The sequence below is a fragment of the Affinirhizobium straminoryzae genome, from assembly GCF_007004135.1.
Lineage (GTDB): Bacteria > Pseudomonadota > Alphaproteobacteria > Rhizobiales > Rhizobiaceae > Neorhizobium > Neorhizobium straminoryzae.
Genome location: NZ_VJMG01000066.1, coordinates 23,631 through 41,693, shown reverse-complemented (window position 1 = coordinate 41,693; position 18,063 = coordinate 23,631). Strand labels below are relative to the sequence as shown.

15 protein-coding genes are annotated in these 18,063 nt (G+C 63.6%); 9 read left to right on the top strand and 6 right to left on the bottom strand.

Annotated elements, in window-relative coordinates; translation table 11 throughout:
- The first annotated feature begins 4 nt into the window (after nucleotides 1-4).
- Entirely contained in the window at nucleotides 5-1,807 is a 1,803-nt protein-coding gene (gene ngg, locus FNA46_RS20400) for an N-acetylglutaminylglutamine synthetase (RefSeq protein WP_143127053.1), read from the top strand.
- A gap of 1 nt (nucleotide 1,808) precedes the next feature.
- Nucleotides 1,809-3,008, top strand: coding sequence for an osmoprotectant NAGGN system M42 family peptidase (locus tag FNA46_RS20395; protein ID WP_143127052.1), 1,200 nt, complete (start codon nucleotides 1,809-1,811; stop codon nucleotides 3,006-3,008).
- Nucleotides 3,009-3,019: 11 nt separating this feature from the next.
- Here the strand turns inward: FNA46_RS20395 and FNA46_RS20390 are convergent, their stop codons facing one another.
- Nucleotides 3,020-3,415, bottom strand: a complete 396-nt coding sequence (locus FNA46_RS20390; RefSeq protein ID WP_143127051.1) for a diacylglycerol kinase — start codon at nucleotides 3,413-3,415, stop codon at nucleotides 3,020-3,022.
- A gap of 345 nt (nucleotides 3,416-3,760) precedes the next feature.
- Between FNA46_RS20390 and FNA46_RS20385 the strand changes: the two genes are divergently transcribed.
- Genes FNA46_RS20385 through FNA46_RS20365 form a run of 5 tightly spaced genes read left to right on the top strand, consistent with a single transcriptional unit; the run spans nucleotide 3,761 to nucleotide 8,306 of the window.
- On the top strand, nucleotides 3,761-4,930 hold the full coding sequence (locus FNA46_RS20385; RefSeq protein WP_143127050.1) for an ABC transporter substrate-binding protein: 1,170 nt from the start codon (nucleotides 3,761-3,763) through the stop codon (nucleotides 4,928-4,930).
- Nucleotides 4,931-4,979: 49 nt separating this feature from the next.
- The gene (locus FNA46_RS20380) at nucleotides 4,980-5,840 is read left to right on the top strand and encodes a branched-chain amino acid ABC transporter permease (protein WP_143127049.1); all 861 of its coding nucleotides are present in this window, start codon (nucleotides 4,980-4,982) and stop codon (nucleotides 5,838-5,840) included.
- Nucleotides 5,837-6,868: a branched-chain amino acid ABC transporter permease gene (locus tag FNA46_RS20375; RefSeq protein ID WP_143127048.1), complete on the top strand. Its 1,032-nt coding sequence runs from the start codon at nucleotides 5,837-5,839 to the stop codon at nucleotides 6,866-6,868. Before FNA46_RS20380 ends, FNA46_RS20375 begins: the two co-directional genes overlap by 4 nt.
- Nucleotides 6,865-7,611 (top strand): ABC transporter ATP-binding protein, encoded by a 747-nt coding sequence (locus tag FNA46_RS20370; RefSeq protein ID WP_143127047.1) that lies wholly within the window; start codon nucleotides 6,865-6,867, stop codon nucleotides 7,609-7,611. The genes FNA46_RS20375 and FNA46_RS20370 overlap by 4 nt, the downstream gene beginning before the upstream one ends.
- Entirely contained in the window at nucleotides 7,608-8,306 is a 699-nt protein-coding gene (locus tag FNA46_RS20365) for an ABC transporter ATP-binding protein (protein ID WP_143127046.1), read from the top strand. The genes FNA46_RS20370 and FNA46_RS20365 overlap by 4 nt, the downstream gene beginning before the upstream one ends.
- A 176-nt stretch (nucleotides 8,307-8,482) precedes the next feature.
- Here FNA46_RS20365 and ligM read toward each other — a convergent pair whose 3' ends face one another.
- From ligM to purU, 3 genes are all read right to left on the bottom strand, one after another.
- Nucleotides 8,483-9,895, bottom strand: coding sequence for a vanillate/3-O-methylgallate O-demethylase (gene ligM, locus FNA46_RS20360; protein ID WP_143127045.1), 1,413 nt, complete (start codon nucleotides 9,893-9,895; stop codon nucleotides 8,483-8,485).
- Nucleotides 9,896-10,046: 151 nt separating this feature from the next.
- Entirely contained in the window at nucleotides 10,047-10,781 is a 735-nt protein-coding gene (locus FNA46_RS20355) for a GntR family transcriptional regulator (RefSeq protein WP_143127044.1), read from the bottom strand.
- Nucleotides 10,782-10,928: 147 nt separating this feature from the next.
- Nucleotides 10,929-11,777 carry a formyltetrahydrofolate deformylase gene (purU, locus tag FNA46_RS20350; protein WP_143127043.1) on the bottom strand — a complete coding sequence of 283 codons (849 nt, stop codon included), beginning with the start codon at nucleotides 11,775-11,777 and terminating at the stop codon, nucleotides 10,929-10,931.
- Nucleotides 11,778-12,261: 484 nt separating this feature from the next.
- On the opposite strand from purU, the gene FNA46_RS20345 reads away from it, so the two are divergent.
- Nucleotides 12,262-13,155 (top strand): methylenetetrahydrofolate reductase, encoded by an 894-nt coding sequence (locus FNA46_RS20345; RefSeq protein WP_143127042.1) that lies wholly within the window; start codon nucleotides 12,262-12,264, stop codon nucleotides 13,153-13,155.
- A 94-nt stretch (nucleotides 13,156-13,249) separates the two neighbouring features.
- Here the strand turns inward: FNA46_RS20345 and FNA46_RS20340 are convergent, their stop codons facing one another.
- Nucleotides 13,250-13,783 (bottom strand): DUF992 domain-containing protein, encoded by a 534-nt coding sequence (locus tag FNA46_RS20340; protein ID WP_143127041.1) that lies wholly within the window; start codon nucleotides 13,781-13,783, stop codon nucleotides 13,250-13,252.
- 377 nt (nucleotides 13,784-14,160) lie between these two features.
- Between FNA46_RS20340 and FNA46_RS20335 the strand changes: the two genes are divergently transcribed.
- On the top strand, nucleotides 14,161-16,992 hold the full coding sequence (locus FNA46_RS20335) for a glycosyltransferase family 2 protein (protein ID WP_143127040.1): 2,832 nt from the start codon (nucleotides 14,161-14,163) through the stop codon (nucleotides 16,990-16,992).
- A gap of 101 nt (nucleotides 16,993-17,093) precedes the next feature.
- Here the strand turns inward: FNA46_RS20335 and FNA46_RS20330 are convergent, their stop codons facing one another.
- A complete protein-coding gene (locus tag FNA46_RS20330; RefSeq protein WP_246103241.1) occupies nucleotides 17,094-18,011 on the bottom strand; it encodes a glycosyltransferase family 2 protein in 918 nt (305 codons plus the stop codon).
- Between the last annotated feature and the right edge of the window lie 52 nt (nucleotides 18,012-18,063).

Below are 18,063 nucleotides of genomic sequence, written 5' to 3'. Positions count from 1 at the left end.
CGGCATGACGAACAACAAGACAATGAGCGAGCGTGCCCAGCGCATCCGGAGCGACAAGGCCGTGGCGCACCGACTGAAGCGGAGACGCTTCGAATCGCTGCGCAGCACCATGCAGACGCATGCGGCAAAGACGGCCCCTTCCGCGGCGATCGATTGTGGCTGGGGCCGGCTGATCTTCGCCCAGACCTTCGATGATGCCGGTGAGCTTGTCTCGGCACTGCGCGAGGAAGCACCGGAACACCGAGACATCGCGGTCTATGTCGCCGACCCGCATGTGGCTCTGGCGCAGGCGCCGCAGGAGATTTTTCTCGACCCTTCCCACACCTACCGACTGGACCTTGCCACCTACCGGTCCGGACGCCGCCGTCCGCGCGGCTTTTCCGTGCGACGGCTGTCCTCGGAAGCGGATGCCCGGGCGGTCAACCGCATCTATGCCGCCCGCAACATGGTTCCGGTCCGGCCGGATTTCTTCTGGTCGAACCGCGACAATCGCGCCATCACCTATCTGGTGGCCGAGGATGAGGTGACCGGCGAAGTGATCGGCACCGTCACCGGGATCGACCATGCCCGGGCCTTCGCGGATCCCGAGCAGGGCGCATCGCTCTGGTGCCTTGCCGTCGACCCGCAGGCACGCCATGCCGGCATCGGCGAAACGCTGGTGCGGCGGCTTGGCGAACATTTCAAGGCGCGCGGCGCGGCTTTCATGGATCTCTCCGTGCTGCACGACAATGCGCAGGCCATCGCGCTTTACGAGAAACTGGGCTTCCGGCGCATTCCGGCCTTTTCGATCAAGCGCAAGAATTCGATCAATGAGCGTCTCTTCGTGCGCCCGCCGGAAGCCTATGACACCCTCAACCCCTATGCCCGGCTGATCGTGGACGAAGCGCGACGCCGCGGCGTGCAGGTGGAGATCACCGATGCGGAGGGAGGCTTTTTCCGCCTGTCGAGCGGCGGTCGCTCCGTCCATTGCCGCGAAAGCCTGTCGGACCTGACCTCTGGCGTGGCGCTGTCGATCTGCGACGACAAGGCAGTGACGCGGCGGGTGGCGGAACGCGCCGGTCTCTCGGTTCCGGAACAGATGACGGCGGAGGGGGATGAGACGGCGCTGACCGCCTTTCTGGAAAGACATGGCCGCGTCGTGGTCAAGCCCGCGCGCGGCGAGCAGGGTCGTGCCGTAGCGGTCGGCCTTGCCGGCATGGACGAAGTACGCCGGGCGATTGCCGGAGCCCGCGAGGTCTGCGACCGGGTCCTGATCGAAGCCTGCTTCGAGGGCGAGGATCTGCGCCTCGTCGTCATCGACTTCAAGCTGGTGGCCGCCGCGATCCGCCGGCCGCCGCATGTGATCGGCGACGGCAGGAGCACCGTGCGGCAGCTCATCGAGACCCTGTCGCGCCGGCGCGCGGCTGCAACCGGCGGCGAAAGCCGGATCCCGATTGACGCAGAGACGGAACGCTGCCTCAAGCTTTCCGGCCTGACGCTGGACGATGTGCTGGAGGACGGTCGTGACATCGTGGTGCGCAAGGCCGCCAACCTGCACACCGGCGGTTCGATCCACGACGTCACCGCCATCGTGCATCCCCGACTGGTGGACGCGGCCATCAAGGCGGCCCGCGCCATCGACATTCCCGTCGTCGGCATCGACTTCATGGTGAAGAGCCCGACCGAACCCGACTATGTCTTCATCGAAGCCAATGAGCGGCCCGGACTCGCCAATCACGAGCCGCAGCCGACGGCGGAACGGTTTCTCGATCTGCTGTTTCCGCTGTCGGGACATCGCGCCGCCCGCACCGCGCTCGGAAAGATGTGAGATGGCGATCGAGATCGACGAAGACTACCTGCTGGCCCAGTTGAAGACGCTGCTTACGATCGACAGTCCGACGGGCTACACCGACGCTGTGGTGATCCACTGTTCCCGCGAGCTGGAGCGGCTCGGCCTGACGCCCGAGCTGACACGGCGCGGCGCGATCCGGGCCGTGCGGCAGGGAAGCCGCCGGCAGGGGGCGCGGGCGATCGTCGCGCATCTCGACACGCTGGGTGCGCAGGTCAAGGCGATCAAGGAGAACGGCCGGCTGGAACTGGTACCGATCGGCCACTGGTCGGCCCGCTTCGCCGAAGGAGCAAGGGTCACGCTCTACAGCTATCACGGCGCCTTTCGCGGCACCATCCTGCCGCTGAAAGCCTCCGGCCACACCTTCAACGACGCGGTGGACACGGCGCCCGTCGGCTGGCCCCATGTCGAACTGCGCGTGGATGCTCTGACGCGCTCGGCTGCGGAAACGCGGGCTCTCGGCATCGACGTCGGCGACACTGTCGCCATCGACACCGGCGCGGAATTTCTCGACAACGGCTTCATCAATTCCCGCCACCTGGACGACAAAGCGGGCGTAGCCATCCTGCTTGCAGCCATCGAGGCGCTGGAGCGGGCACAGGCCAGAACACCGGTCGATACACACTGGCTGTTCACCATCGCGGAGGAGGTCGGCGTTGGCGCCTCCTCGGTCGTCTCGCCCGACATCGCCTCCATGCTGACGATCGACAACGGCACCGCCGCCCCGGGGCAGAACTCTTCCGAATTCGGCGTTACCATCGCCATGGCAGACCAGACCGGCCCCTTCGACTACCACCTCACCCGCAAGCTTGTGGACCTGTGCGAGGAAAACCGCATCCCCTACCAGAAGGACGTCTTCCGCTACTATCGCTCCGACTCCGCCTCGGCGCTGGAGGCGGGTCACGATATCCGCACCGCGCTTGCCGCCTTCGGTGTGGATGCTTCGCATGGCTACGAGCGCATCCACCGCCATGCGCTGGTTTCGGTCGCGCAGCTGGTTGCAGCCTTTGCGGTCAGTCCCGTCCGCATCGGTCGCGATCTGAGCGAACTGTCGGGCATCGATGATTTTACCACCCAGCCGACGAAAGCGGCTGAACAGGCTGCGGCCCCCTCCTCGGGCAGGCGCTCTCCAGAGTATCAGCGACACAGGCCCGGCAATCTGCCACGAGGCGGGGCGTAACGATCCGGAGTTCAGACCGGCAGCGGAGCGAGAAAGGCCAGATAGAGCGCATAAAAGAACAGGGCGCCATTGGCGAGCAGCAGACAGAAGACGGCAAAGGAGCCCAGATCCTTCGCGTGTCGCGCCACGACGGAAAATTCCGGCGAGATGCGGTCGACAATCTCCTCCACCGCCGTGTTCAGCGCCTCCATGGCAACCAGAACCAGAAAAAGGATCAGGCCGGCAAAGAAGATGAAGAAGCTCGCGCCAATGGCGAGATACGCAATGTTGAGGATGGCATAGACCAGCAATTCGTGCCGGAACGCCGTCTCGCCCCACAGTCGGCGCGCGCCGCCGAGCGAGTAGCTTGCCGCAGCAAAGACATGCCCCAGGCCCCGCTGCTTCTGGTGATGGACAGTTTCCGACATCTCGCACACGCCCCATGATCTTAGCCAGCACATAACCCGGCGCGACGCGGCTGCAAAGCCCTGCCTTGGCATGTGCCGCAGACCTTGTGGCCGCACGCACCGAAGGCCGGCCTCTCCCGGCACACGCCGCCATACTGGACCTTGCGTCAGTCGGGTCGATAAAGGCCCTGGCCTCCGCATTTCTGATCATGCGCCCGCTTGTCCTGCCTGCATTTGCTGTATACATTGACCCCGGCGCCTGCGGTGAGGAGACTGTAAGGGCGCCGCGGAATTCAGCAGCATCAGCCGTTGACGGGCCTGTGGGAGTGGGCTCGCCGCATCGCCATCACTCAGGGAGGAGTATACATGGCATCGTTATCGAGACGCATGTTCATTGCAGGCGCTGCGCTATGCGGCCTGCTTGCATCCAGCGCCCATGCCGCAGACACGGTGAAAATCGGGCTGATCCTGCCGATGACCGGTCCCTTTGCCTCGACGGGACGTCAGGTGGAGGCTGGCGTGCGGGCCTATATGGCGCTGAACGGCGATACGGTGGCCGGCAAGAAGATCGAGATCCTGCTGCGTGACGATGCCGGCACCGCCGACCAGACCCGCCGCGTGGCGCAGGAACTGGTGGTCAAGGACGGTGCCAACGTTCTGATGGGCTTCGGGCTGACGCCACTCGCGCTCTCCGTGGCACCGGTGCTTGGCCAGGCCAAGGTGCCGGCCATCATCACCTCGGCGACCACCTCGGTGATCACCCAGAAATCCGAATATTTCGTGCGCACCAGCATGGCCGGCCCGCAATCGGCCGTTCCCGTCGCCACCTGGGCCGCCAAGAACGGGCTGAAGCGCGTCGTGACGCTCGTCAGCGATTACGGCCCGGGCATCGACATCGAGAAGGGCTTTACCGACCAGTTCAAGAAGGAGGGCGGCGAGATTGTCGAAGCGGTGCGCGTGCCCCTGCAGAACCCGGATTTCGCGCCCTTCCTGCAGCGCGTGCGCGACACGAAGCCGGATGCCGTCTTCGTCTTCGTGCCCTCCGGCGTCGGCTCCATTTTCATGAAGCAGTTCGTCGAACGCGGCCTGCGCGATGCCGGAATCAAGCTGATCGCTACCGGCGACGTGACGGACGATGACCTGCTGAACGGCATGGGCGATGCGGCGCTTGGCGTCATCACCGGCCATTTCTATTCGGCCAACCACGACAGCCCGGAAAACAAGGCCTTCGTGGCGCAGGTGCGCAAGGCCAGCAACAACATGCGGCCGAACTTCATGGCGGTCGGCGGCTATGACGCCATGGCGCTCGCCTATGCGGGCCTGAAAAAGACGAATGGCGATACCGACGGCACCAAGCTGGTCGAGGCCATGAAGGGCATGTCCTGGGTCAGCCCGCGCGGGCCGATCACCATCGATCCGAAGACGCGCGACATCGTGCAGGACATCTACATGCGCGAGGTGAAGAAGGTGGATGGCGAACTCTACAATGTGGAATTCGCCACCTTCCCGAAGGTGCGCGATCCGAACACGCCCTGAGCGTTCAGGCAAGGCAGGGGTGCCGGGCTTCCCGGCACCGGGAGGACCGATGCTGACCATCCTGTTCGACGGCATTGCCTATGGCATGCTGCTGTTTGTTCTGGCGTGCGGGCTTGCCGTAACGCTGGGCCTGATGAACTTCGTCAATCTGGCGCATGGCGCATTCGCCATGGCCGGCGGTTATGTGACCGTCGTGATGATGAACCGCTATGGCCTCTCCTTCTACTGGTGCCTGCCGGCCGCCTTCCTCGCCGCCGCGCTTCTCGGTGCGGCGCTGGAGGTGACGCTCTACCGGCGTCTCTATGCCGCGCCCCATCTCGACCAGGTGCTGTTCTCGATCGGCCTCGTCTTCATGGCCGTCGCCGGCATCGACTATTTCATGGGCGGCCAGCAGCAGCTGATCTCGCTGCCGCCGGAACTTTCCGGCCGCTTCTCGCTGTTCGGCGTCGGCATCGGCCGCTACCGGCTGTTCATCATCATCCTCTGCGCGCTGCTGACCATCGCGCTGCAGCTGACGCTCACCCGCACCCGCATCGGCAGCCAGCTGCGCGCCGCTGTGGATGACGGGCGCGTGGCCCGCGGCCTTGGCATCAATGTCTCGCGGATCTTCGTGCTGACCTTTGCGCTCGGATCCGGCCTCGCCGGCCTCGGCGGCGCGCTCGGCGTGGAACTCTTGGGCCTCGATCCGAACTTCCCGCTGAAATACCTCATCTATTTCATGATTGTGGTGACGATCGGCGGAACCTCCTCGATCACCGGCCCCTTCCTGGCGGCGCTGCTGCTCGGCGTCGCGGATGTCGCCGGCAAATATTACCTGCCCTCGCTCGGGGCCTTCATCATCTATGCCGTCATGATCGCCTTCCTGATCCTGCGGCCGCATGGCCTGTTCACCCGGGAGGGCGGCAAGTGAGCACACCGCATTCGCAGATCGCCGCCGCCTTTCTGCGGCGCAAGGCCGCCTGGTCGCCGCTGGAAGCGGGCCTCTGGGGCCTGGCACTCGCCGCCGCCTTCCTGTTTCCCTCGCAGCAACTGCTGCTGAGCGAGATCGCGATCCTGGCACTCTTTGCCCTGTCGCTGGACCTGATCGTCGGCTATGCCGGCATCCTGTCGCTCGGTCACGCCGCCTTCTTCGGCATCGGCGCCTATACGGCTGGCCTCTTCTCGCTGCATGTTTCGGCCGAACCACTGGCCGGCCTTGCGGCCTCTGCCGTGGTGGCGGGGCTGCTCGGGCTTGCCACCAGCTTCCTCGTGCTGCGCGGCAGCGATCTCACCCGCCTGATGACCACTTTCGGCGTCAGCATGCTGCTGGCCGAAGGCGCCAACCAGGCCGCCTGGCTGACCGGCGGTGCGGACGGGTTGAGCGGCATCCTGCTGGGGCCGATCGCCGGCACCTTCGACTTCGATCTCTGGGGCCGCACCGGCTATCTCTACAGTCTCGCGGTGCTGTTCATCCTGCTGCTGGTGGCCCGCCGCATCGTGCATTCGCCCTTCGGCCTGTCGCTGAAAGCGATCAAGCGCAACAGCCGCCGCGCCGCCATGCTGGGCATTGCCCCCAACCGGCGCATCGTCGTCATCTACACCATTTCGGCGCTCTATGCCGGCATGGCCGGCGCGCTGCTGACGCAGACCACCAGCTTCGTTTCGCCGGATGTGCTGGCCTTCCACCGCTCGGCCGACGTGCTGCTGGTGCTGGTGCTGGGCGGCGTCGGCTATCTCTATGGCGGCATCATCGGTGCGGTAATCTTCACCCTGCTGCGCGCATGGCTGTCGGTCGTCACACCGCAATACTGGATGTTCTGGATCGGCCTGATCCTCGTGGCGCTGGTGGTGATCGGCCGCGACCGGCTGGATCCGGCGCGCGCCATTGCCCTTGTCCGCTCGCGCCTGCTCGGACGCCCAGCCGCAAAGCCGGTTCCGCTCTCGGAGGACGGCCGATGACCCCGGCGCTCGAAACACAGATGCTCGTCAAGCGCTTCGGCGGGCTGATCGTCACCAACGAAGTGTCGCTCAGCGTGCGGCCGGGCGCGCGCCATGCGCTGATCGGCCCGAACGGGGCCGGCAAGACCACGCTGATCAACCTGCTGACGGGTGCACTGACACCGAGCGGCGGGCGCATCCTGCTGTCCGGTGAAGACATTACCGCCACCACGCCCTTCGAACGGGTGCGCCGCGGCATTGCCCGCACCTTCCAGATCAACCAGCTGTTCAACGACCTGACGCCGCTCGAATCCGTGATGCTGGCGGTCGGCGAACGCCTGGGCCATGGCAACCGGCTGTTCCGCCCACTCGCAGCCGACCGCGCCGTCAGCGAAGAGGCGGCAGCCCTGCTGGAGCGTTTCCGGCTGGCGGATGTGATGTGCCTGCCAACCCGCGACCTGCCCTATGGCAAGCAGCGCCTGCTGGAAATCGCGCTGGCGATTGCTCTTGAGCCGAAGGTGCTGCTGCTGGACGAGCCGGCAGCCGGCGTGCCGGAAGAGGACCGTCACGAGGTGCTTGCCATCGTCCGCGCCCTGCCCGCCGACGTGACGGTTCTGCTGATCGAACACGACATGGATCTCGTCTTCTCCTTCGCCGACCGCATCTCGGTGCTGGCGGCCGGACGCCTGTTTGCGGAAGGCACGGTGGAGGAGATTTCCGGCGATCCCGAGGTCAAGGCGATCTATCTGGGAGATGCCGCATGAGTGAACTGCTCCGCGTCGAACAGCTGGTGGCCGGCTATGGCGACGCGCAGGTGCTGCACCGCATCGACCTGTCGCTCGCAGAAGGTCGCTCGCTGGCGCTGCTCGGCCGCAATGGCGCCGGCAAGACGACGCTCCTCAACACGCTGGTCGGGGTGACGACCCACCATGCGGGCCGCATTCATCTCGGCACTGACGAGATCACCCGCCTGCGGCCGGAGCAGCGGGCGGCGCGTGGCATAGGCTGGGTGCCGCAGGAGCGCAATATCTTCGCCTCGCTGACGGTGGAGGAGAACCTAACGGCCGCCGCCCGGCCCGGCCGCTGGGACCTGTCGGCCGTCTACCAGATGTTCCCGCGTCTTCAGGAGCGGCGGCGCAATCTCGGCAACCAGCTTTCCGGCGGCGAACAGCAGATGCTGGCCGTCGGCCGCGCGCTGATGCTGAACCCGCGCCTGCTGCTGCTGGATGAGCCGCTGGAAGGCCTGGCGCCGATCATCGTCGACGAGTTGCTGGCGGCGCTGCGCCGCATCGTCACCGGCGAGGGCCTGTCCGCCATCATCGTGGAGCAGAAAGCCCGCAAGATCCTGCCGCTGACCGACGAGGCCATCGTGCTGAACCGCGGCATGACCGCGCTGCACGCAGCATCCGACAGCCTGCTGTCGCGCCCGGCGGAACTGGACGCCCTGCTTGCCGTCTGATACGGCAAGCATCTCTCCCTTCCGTTTTCTGATACGAAAACGGCGCCCGCGAAGGCGCCGTCTGATGCAGATATATGACTATCACCAGAGCGCCATGCGCACTGATGACACGGCTGCCGGGCTTCCCTCGCCTGCCCGCATCCTTCCGATCCGGACAGGCATAGACAGACAGCCGGTCAGGCGCCGCGCTTGGTGCGCCAGCTGTCGGCGTAGTTTTCGCGGGCCTCGCGGGCGTAAGGCGTCGGCGAAACGCGCACGCGGATTTCCGCCTGCTTGTGGCGCTCGACCGAGGTCTTGCCGGAACCGCCGTCCGGCTCGCCCCAGACCAGCGTCAGCACCTCGCCTTCCTGCACGTCGGCATCCACGACGCCAAGCGAGAGCACGCAACGCTCGTTGTAGGAATAGCCGTTGAACATCGACATGCCGACCTTCTTGCCATCACGCAGGATGAGGTCCGCGCTGGTGGAGGCATAGTTCGGCTGCGGGAAGTCGATCCACTTGTAGTGATCCTCGCCCGGCCGGAAGGCCGATGCGATGACCTCGACGACATCCTCGGCATTCCACTCGAAGGTCACCTTCTTGCGGTTGTTGGCGCCCTTCATCTTTTCCAGCGCCGCCTTGCCGATGAAATCGTCCTTCTTCCAGCCGATGTAGAAGTCATAGCCGAGTTCGAACGGGTTGACGTAATAGTCCTCGATATTATCGGAGACGAAGCTGCCGCCGATCGAGCCCATCGCCTCGTAGCTGTCGGCACCCAGCCAATCGCGATAGGCGGCCAGCATGCCGTCGCCGGTGTAGATGCCCGGCAGCGGCGAAGGAATCCAGCCACTTTCCAGCGTGTTGGTGGAATAGGCGCGGCTGCCGCACCGTACCAGATCGACGCCTGCATCGCGCGCAGCTTCGAGAATGCAGGAGAGAATATAGCTCTTGTCCTCGTAGGGACCCCAGATTTCGAGGCCCGGCGCGCCGGACATGCCGTGACGCAGCGCCTGCACCTTCTTCGAGCCGACATTGATCCAGTCGACATGGAAGAACTTGATCTCCTGAATGGGACCGCCATTCATCTTTTCGAAGATCTTCGGCGCTTCCGGACCCTGGATCTGATAGCGGTAATGGGTGCGCAGCACGCGCTCGCCTTCCGGACGCGACGGCGAACGCGGATCGTGCTTGATGCGCACATTCCAGTTGCCATAGGCAGCACAGAACATCAGCCAGTTGGAGGTCGGCGCGCGACCGACCAGGATGAACTTGTCTTCCCGTTCGCGGAAGATGATGTGGTCACCGATCACATGGCCGTTCGGCGTCACCGGAACGAAGTGCTTGGCCCGGTTGAGACCGAAGTTCGAGAAGGAATTGATGCCGTGATGGGAGAGGAACTTTTCCGCATCCGGCCCTTCAACGATCAGTTCGTCCATGTGGTGCGACTGGTCGAACAGCACGGCGGAATGGCGCCAGGCGGCCTGCTCGGTGCGCCAGTTGCTGAACTCCGGCGCCACGACCGGGTATACATACATCCCCGTTCGCGAATGGCGCAGAAGCTCCACGGCATTCTTCGAACCCGCCAAAACACTGCTTAAACTCGAAACCATTTCTGGGCCTCCTCCCATGAAGATGAATTCTATGTATACACAGAACGACGCCGAGCCGAAATTTTCAAGCCCCAAAATTTGCAAAATGCACATTCCCGCCGCCGAGCATCCACGACGGCGGCTCCAAGTTGCTGGGGGCGAGGGGAAAAAGTCAGTCCTGCAGCAGCGCCAGAACCTTCACCTTTTCGAGAAGGGAGGGATCTTCCTGAAGGATGTATTCCAGATTGTTGCGAGCGGTGCGGGCATGTTCGCGGGCAATCGCTTCGGCGCGGCTGCCCTCCCGGTTTTCGATGGCGCGGACAATCGCCCGATGCTGCTCCTGCGCGGTGCGCAGCGACCGGCGGAAGGCCGCGATATTCGACTTGTTCGGCAGAAAGGCCGATGGTGAGGCAAAGGGCAAGGCACTGGCACGCTCCACCTCGCGGCGGATCACATCGCTGCCGGCAAGGGCTGCCATCTGCCGGTGGAACTCGGCATTCAGATCGGCATAGGCATCGAAATCCACATCATCCGGCTGTTCGCCGAAGCAGAGGTCCAGCCGCGCCACGGTCTGCCTGATCTCGGCAAGCAGGTCAGGCGCCACCCCGCGCTCGGCCGCCAGCCGCGCCGCCATGCCTTCCATCACGCCGCGCACCTCGATCGAATCCACCACGTCGGCAAGGCCGAAGCGGCGAACCACAAAGCCGCCATTCGGCAACCGGTCGAGCAGCCCTTCCTCCGCCAGACGCGACAGCGCCTCGCGCACCGGCGTGCGGGAAATCTCCAGCAGTTCCGCCAGCGGCACCTCGAACAGGCGCGTGCCGCCCTGCAGTTCGCCACTCAGGATCCGCTCCCGCAATTCGATGACCGCGCGCCGGCCATGCGTGGCCGCTTCCACCTGACGCATCAAGCTTTGCCCCATATCGGCCGGACACCCACCGCCGGCCATGCCTTGCTGTATCCACAGCATGTCCTCAAAGACAAGAACAATCAATGCGGAGCCCTGCGCGTGCCGGCAGCGGGACGGGAAAGCTGTATACAGCCACCGCCACGCCTACCTGGCGAAGACGACCGTCTTGTCCTTGTTGAGCAGCACCCGGTCCTCCAGGTGCCAGGCGACAGCCCGCGCCAGCACGCGACGCTCGATGTCGCGGCCCTTGCGGACCAGATCGTCCGGCGTATCGGCATGGCTGACGGGTTCGACATCCTGGCAGATGATCGGCCCCTCATCGAGGTCGCCGGTCACGTAATGGGCTGTGGCGCCAATCATCTTCACGCCACGCCGGTGCGCCTGGTGATAGGGCTTGGCACCCTTGAAGCCGGGCAGAAAACTGTGGTGAATGTTGATGCAGCGTCCGGAGAGCCAGGCGGAAAACTCATCCGACAGGATCTGCATGTAGCGGGCCAGCACTACCAACTCCGCACCACTCTCCTCGATCACCCGCTGGATCGCCGCCTCCTGCTCGCGCTTGCTCGCCGCCGTCACCGGAAGATGATGATAGGGGATAGCGCCCATCAGCGTGAGATTGAGGGCCTCGCGCGGGTGGTTACCGATGATCGCCACCGGCTCCATGGGAAGCTCGCCGATCCGCGTGCGGTACAAAAGGTCGCCCAGGCAGTGATCGAAGCGCGAGACCAGCAGCAGCACCTTGCGGCGCGCGCCAGCCACCCTCAGCGTCAGATCAAGGCCGAAACGGCGCACCTCCTCGTCCAGGCCCGCGCGAAGCGTAGCGGCATCAGTCTCAGCCCGGAAGGCGACACGCATGAAGAACATGCCGGTTTCGGGATCATCGAACTGATGCGCCTCGGTAATGTCACCGCCCTGCGCCGCCAGACGGCCGGCGACGGCGGCCACAATGCCGCTGCGGTTGCCGCAGCGAAGTGTCATGATGAATTCGGACATGCTCCTCCCTTCGGGCCGGCATGGTCGTTCCGGCCCCTCCTCCGCAAAACCTGTTGAACCCTCTCGGTCGCCACGCCCGGGGCACCGATGCCGCGCATGTCGCAGATGTCGCCAGCAGGCCAGAAACGCGGGCCAGCAGACGCGGGCCGCGCGACGAAAGCCGCTATGACTTCCGCATGATCTCGACCGGCCCCTCGACACATTCGCCCGACCGCGCCCCTGCGGGCGCCGGCGCCCTGTCTGCGTGCCGCACAGGCCGGCCAGCCTCCTCCACCACCGCACCCTCTGGGACAGACAGGGCGGAGACTGCCAGAGGGGGCGCAATTTCGCAAGCCGTGAATACATGGACAAGCCGTCGACGGCGCAAGGGCCGGTTCGCTTGCGGTAAAAATCGACCAGAACCCGCCATATCGTACAGAATTCATGAAATCAGCTTGGCGATGGACAAATTTTATGTATACATCATCCACGGGAGAGATGGAGGATGAGCATGGACATGCGCAGCAATCCGCATCGGGAGGCTTCAGCCGGCTCCAGCCTGCTGGATCGGTGGTCCATTGAGGTCATGCCGCGCACGGCGGCGAAAATTCCGGATTTCAAAACGCTGCTGCCGCCCGGTACGCGCGTCTATATCGCGCACATCGACGGCACTCCGCTGGATGACATGGTGGCGACGGCCCGACGTCTGACACGCGATGGATTTCCCGTCATGCCGCACATTCCCGCGCGCTCCATCGACGGCAAGGCCGCGCTCGAAGACCTGCTGACGCGCTACCGGCAGGAAGCCGATATACGCCAGGCCCTGTTGCTGGCGGGCGGCAACAGCGCGCCGCGCGGCAGCCTCACGAGTTCGATAGACCTGATCGAAACCGGGTTGTTCGACCGGATGGGCTTTACCGATCTGCACGTGGCAGGCCATCCCGAGGGCAATCGCGACATAGACCGCGACGGTTCCAGCACGGGCGTTGATGCCGCACTGATGACCAAGCAGGCCTATGCCGACCGCACCGATGCCCGCATCGCCATCACCACCCAGTTCGCCTTCGATGCCGAGAGCGTGATCCGCTGGGCAGAGCGCATCGCAGCCCTGGGCATCACGCTGCCCGTGCATGTGGGCCTTGCCGGCCCGGCCAAGCTGCAGACGCTGATCAAATATGCGATATCCTGCGGTGTCGGGCCGTCGTTGAAGGTTTTGCAGAAGCGCGCGCTCGATGTGACGCGCCTGCTGGTGCCTTATGAACCGACCGATCTACTGGCGCAGCTGGAACGTCATCGCGCCAGCCATCCGGAAAGCCTGATCCGGCAGGCGCATCTCTTCCCGCTCGGCGGCATCGAGGCCGCCGTCGACTGGTGCAGGCGCCAGAAGGCCCGGGCCTGACCCCTTTTCTTCGTCATCCAGGACAACGCGCCGGCCAACAATGACCGACACGCGTGCCTGAATTCAACGTTCCGCCAAAGGCTGCGACCGACGATCAGCTCGCCGGCGTCAGCGTCAGCGACGTGCCGGTCGCTGCGACATTCAGACCAATCTGGCCGGTGACGCTCACCGTCTGGAGGTGGATCGAACCGGAGGTGCCGCCGATCAGAACGTTTGCCCCAACCCCGGCACCAACCGTCGCCTCGGCGGTGATGCCCTGATAAAGGCCGGCCAGCGATCCGTGATGATACCCGGCGGTCGGCGCGAAGACCGCCCAGATCAACCGGCTGCGGGTGGTAAAGCCGAGATCGACACCCATTTTGCGCACCACGCCGCTGTACTGGTCGAGAGGCTCGCTGCCGATCGTCGAGGTGAAGACGCAGCTTGCGCCCTTTGCCGAACCCAGGACATAGCCGACGCCGCCCTCGATGGTACAATCCAGATAGCCGATGCGCACGCCGCCGCGCGCATCATCATAGGCCGGCACCGGTGCCGCACGCTCGCGCCGAACGGCATCCGCCGCCATGGCCGCGCCCGCACCTTCCAGCGCCATGATTGCCACCAGCGCGACTGCAACTCGCTTTTTCATCCCTGTGCTCCATTGTTTTCTTATCTGTTGGCCGCTGGGCGAAACCAGTCCAGCGCTTCGTTCTCGACAACGCCTGTGGCAAAAGAATGATCCGCAGCCCATGCAAAAAGCATCCCTGAAGACTGCGGCAATTTGACCGGACGCCATGTCCGAGGGCCGGCTGGACGATGGCCACCCGCACGTTGCGGCGACAGAAGACCACGGCATCCGTCATCCCTCTCAGCGGGACGAAGGTCCAGCCACCCGCCACCGCAGCTTAAACGCGAATACCTCTGAGGAAAAAGGTGAATCGCGCCCATCTGCCCGCAATCGAGGATGGCGAAATCCCCGAGATATGGTAAGAAGCCCCTGATATTACCAAGTATTGGAAATGGCAGATGTTTCTGACACAAAACACGCTCAAATCCTCACAACACTTGCGGCTTTCTGCGTGGCTTGAACATGGGCCTTTTGCCTTCTGGTTGATGCAGCAGCTTCAACCCGAAAATGTGGTAGAACTCGGCACGCATCACGGCTTTTCATTTCTCTCTCTGTGCCAGGCAGCCAAACAAAACAATCTGACATCACACATTTACGCTGTGGATACATGGCGGGGTGATGCCCATGCCGGTTTTTACGGTGACGAGATCTTCGACACCCTGGAGGCTGAGGTTCAGCGGGACTATCCGCAGACAGGATTCCTGATTCGATCCACCTTCCAGGAGGCCCGCTCTCAATTTGCCGATGGCACGATAGACCTTCTGCATATCGATGGCCGCCATCGTTACGAAGACGTTCTTGAGGATTTCGAAACCTGGCGGGGCACGCTTTCCAATCGAGGCGTCATTCTGTTTCATGACACCCAGGTCCAGACGCAGGATTTTGGCGTCTGGAAGCTCTGGGCCGACATCGCAAAGGATTATCCGAGTTTCGAATTCCACCATGGCAACGGACTTGGCGTTCTAGTGGTTGGCAAGAACGCACCGGCACCGATCATGGCTCTGTGTGCCGCAGGCCCGGAAGACGCAGCGCTCACCCGCTCGCTCTATGCCCGTCTCGGCCTGATCAACTCGATCGAGTATCAGTTGACCTTCGGCCCGCAGAATCTCAAGGAACTGGAAGAGCAATGCCATCTTCTCACGGAAGACCGTGACCGCGTCGCCAGAGCAAGCGAGCTCAAGGACACGCGCCTTGCCGCTCTCCAGATCGAACGTGACGAGGCATGCGCGCGCGCCAGCCAGCTTGACGCGTTGATCGAACAAATGCGGTCATCCTCCAGCTGGAGGCTGACGAAGGGCTACCGCTGGGCGGGACATCAGCTCAGGCGCGCCAGACACGTGGCGAAAGTCGCCTCAAGCCTCATCCGCCGCCATGGCGGCCTCGGCCGCGCGGCATCCAGACTGATTGCCAAGCTCAGACGGGAAGGCCCGCAGGGCATCTTCTCGACATGGCGCCGCGCCCAGGAGATCGCGGCCGTCTCGATGCCGATCGACTCCGGTGACGGACAGGTCTACCTGGAGTGGCTCGCCAAATACGCCTCGCTTGATGATGACGGCAGGCAGGCGATCCGGCAGGAGATTGCCGGATGGCACAATCGCCCGCTCATTTCGATCGTCATGCCGGTTTACAATCCTCCCCTCGAACTTCTGCAGCAGGCTGTTGAGTCCGTAAAGGCCCAGCTCTACCCCCATTGGGAGCTGTGCATAGCCGACGACAAATCAACGGACAGGGAGGTTCGGAAATACCTGAAACAGCTGCGCGCAACGGATGACCGCATCAAGGTGACGTTCCGGCGTGTGAACGGCCATATTTCCGAAGCATCGAATACCGCAATCGACATGGCAACCGGCGAATGGATTGCCTTGCTCGATCAGGACGATCTTCTGACGCAGGATGCTCTGTTTTACGTGGCGCGGGAGATTCTGGGGCGAGAAGACGTCAAGCTGATCTATTCCGACGAGGACAAGTTCGACGGCGTGAAGCGCTACGATCCTTATTTCAAACCCGACTGGAATCCGGATCTCCTGCGGTCATGCAACTATGTCTGCCATCTGGGCGTCTACAGGCGCGACCGCATCCGGGAGATCGGCGGTTTCCGGAAGGGCCTGGAGGGCTCCCAGGACCACGATCTGGTTCTGCGCTTTTCCGAGGGACTGACGCCCGGCGAGATCGCCCACATCCCGCGCGTTCTCTATCACTGGCGCAGCCATTCCGGCAGCACGGCGCAAAGCGCCAGCAACAAGTCCTATGCCGTGAGAGCCGGTCAAAGGGCGATCCAGGATCACCTGAAGCGACTTTCCGTGCCGGGAACGGTCGAGATCCTTCCAACCAGCATGTACCGTGTCAGATACAGCCTTCCGGAAGTCCTTCCCCTCGTCACCATCGTGATCCCCACCCGCAATGGCGTCGACCTGCTGCGGCAGTGCATCGATTCCATCCGGACAAAGACGTCCTATGCCAATTACGAGATCCTGATCGTCGACAACAATTCCGACGATCCACGTACCATGGCGTATTTTGCGCAGGTGCAGGCGCAGGCAAACGTCAAGGTCGTGCGTGACGAAAGGCCATTCAACTATTCCCAGCTGAACAACAGTGCTGTCCGTTCCGCAAGCGGTGCGTTCATCGTCCTGATGAACAATGATATCGAAGTCATTTCAGAGGACTGGCTCTCGGAAATGATGGGGATCGCCATTCAGAAGGGCGTCGGCGTCGTCGGCGCGAGGCTGTGGTATCCGGACAACCGCCTGCAGCATGGCGGCGTCATTCTCGGGATCGGAGGGGTCGCGGGACACTCGCACAAGTACCTCCCCAAGGGGGGCCCCAGCTATTTCTCGCGCGGCGATCTCATCCAGAGCCTGACCGCAGTAACAGCCGCCTGCCTGCTCGTGCGCAAGAGCATATACGAAGAGGTTGGCGGTCTCGATGAAGAGAGGCTGAAAGTCGCCTTCAATGACGTCGACTTCTGTATCCGCGTGCGCGAGGCCGGATATCGCAACGTCTGGACGCCCTATGCGGAGCTTTATCACCACGAATCCGCCACCCGCGGCCATGAGGACACACCGGAAAAGATGCGCCGGTTCCAGGGTGAAGCCGAGTATATGCTTGGCCGCTGGAAGCATATTCTGAATCGTGATCCCGCCTACAATCCGAACCTGACGCTGGAGCACGAAGACTTTTCGCTGGCATGGCCGCCCCGCAACGAAGGCGACCCGACACTGGCCTCCTGACCGCACAGTTCGCGGCGCACCATCGCACGGCACGTCCTAAGATGCAGGACGGCCCACAGGGTTGCAGCTTCACTGGCGGCATGGCGAAGGCTGGCTTAGCATCACTCCGGCAGTTTGCCGCTGCGTCCCGTCATGCCGTGCCAGAAGCCAAGGCCCATCTTTCGGACATGCTGCAGACGCCCTTGCCCGAAAAGGCTGAAGAAGAGAAACTGCAGCACCAGCCGCTGCAGAAGAATCAACCGCCAGGGCCAGTTGATCCAGGGCCGTCTGGCCAGCCAGATGGCGTTGCGGAACTGGTAGTAATGCCGCAAGGGGCTGTGAACCGGCACCCGTCGTCCGCAGAAGGCGAGCCATTCATCGCCCAGCGAATGCGTCATCACGGCCGCATGAACACCGAAACTGAGAAACCCCTGATCTCGGGCGCGCAGGCCCCACTCGATATCGACATAATCGATGAAGAGCGCCTCCTCCATCAGGCCGACGGCCGACAAGGCCTCCCGAGAGACAAGGCAACCGGACGCAATCAGAAAATCGGTTTCCGCCACCGCTTCAGCGGTCTTGCTTTGACGGCGCTTCAACTGGAAACCATCGCGATAGACAAAAGGGGCCACGTCACCCTGGCGTGGATCGATATAGCTGGGCCCGACGGCTGCGACCCTTGTTCCCCGGGAGACCAACCGTTCATGCGCCTCGATCAGACGGGCGACCATGTCGCCGGCGGGAATGCTGTCCTGATCCAGCAGCAGCACGAAGGCACTGCCCTGCCGCAAGGCCTCCGACACGCCGATGTTCTGGGCAGCCCCGATGCCCTTGTTGTCACCGAGGCAGATGAGCGTCACATCCGACTGCAGCACCTCCGTGGGTATCAAACGGCCATCGCCATTATCGATGATGAACAGCAGGTCGACCTGCGGACGAACGGCCTGCACGAGGCGCAGGAGGTCGTGCGGCGCCGGCCGGTAGGTCACGATCACGCCGCTGGTCCGCGGCTGGCCTTCAGGCCGCTCGTCTGGCTTCATGCAGAATGACATTGTTTTCGCAACGCGACGATATCCACAAACGCGGTCACCA

Bases quoted from the DNA above. Each gene is read 5' to 3' on its own strand.
- purU (WP_143127043.1), bottom strand. From the start codon at position 11,777: ATGTCCGAATTCATCATGACACTTCGCTGCGGCAACCGCAGCGGCATT.
- FNA46_RS20330 (WP_246103241.1), bottom strand. From the start codon at position 18,011: ATGAAGCCAGACGAGCGGCCTGAAGGCCAGCCGCGGACCAGCGGCGTG.
- FNA46_RS20340 (WP_143127041.1), bottom strand. From the start codon at position 13,783: ATGAAAAAGCGAGTTGCAGTCGCGCTGGTGGCAATCATGGCGCTGGAA.
- FNA46_RS20390 (WP_143127051.1), bottom strand. From the start codon at position 3,415: ATGTCGGAAACTGTCCATCACCAGAAGCAGCGGGGCCTGGGGCATGTC.
- FNA46_RS20345 (WP_143127042.1), top strand. From the start codon at position 12,262: ATGAGCATGGACATGCGCAGCAATCCGCATCGGGAGGCTTCAGCCGGC.
- FNA46_RS20385 (WP_143127050.1), top strand. From the start codon at position 3,761: ATGGCATCGTTATCGAGACGCATGTTCATTGCAGGCGCTGCGCTATGC.
- FNA46_RS20365 (WP_143127046.1), top strand. From the start codon at position 7,608: ATGAGTGAACTGCTCCGCGTCGAACAGCTGGTGGCCGGCTATGGCGAC.
- FNA46_RS20380 (WP_143127049.1), top strand. From the start codon at position 4,980: ATGCTGACCATCCTGTTCGACGGCATTGCCTATGGCATGCTGCTGTTT.
- ligM (WP_143127045.1), bottom strand. From the start codon at position 9,895: ATGGTTTCGAGTTTAAGCAGTGTTTTGGCGGGTTCGAAGAATGCCGTG.
- FNA46_RS20395 (WP_143127052.1), top strand. From the start codon at position 1,809: ATGGCGATCGAGATCGACGAAGACTACCTGCTGGCCCAGTTGAAGACG.
- FNA46_RS20370 (WP_143127047.1), top strand. From the start codon at position 6,865: ATGACCCCGGCGCTCGAAACACAGATGCTCGTCAAGCGCTTCGGCGGG.
- ngg (WP_143127053.1), top strand. From the start codon at position 5: ATGACGAACAACAAGACAATGAGCGAGCGTGCCCAGCGCATCCGGAGC.
- FNA46_RS20355 (WP_143127044.1), bottom strand. From the start codon at position 10,781: ATGCGTCAGGTGGAAGCGGCCACGCATGGCCGGCGCGCGGTCATCGAA.
- FNA46_RS20335 (WP_143127040.1), top strand. From the start codon at position 14,161: ATGTTTCTGACACAAAACACGCTCAAATCCTCACAACACTTGCGGCTT.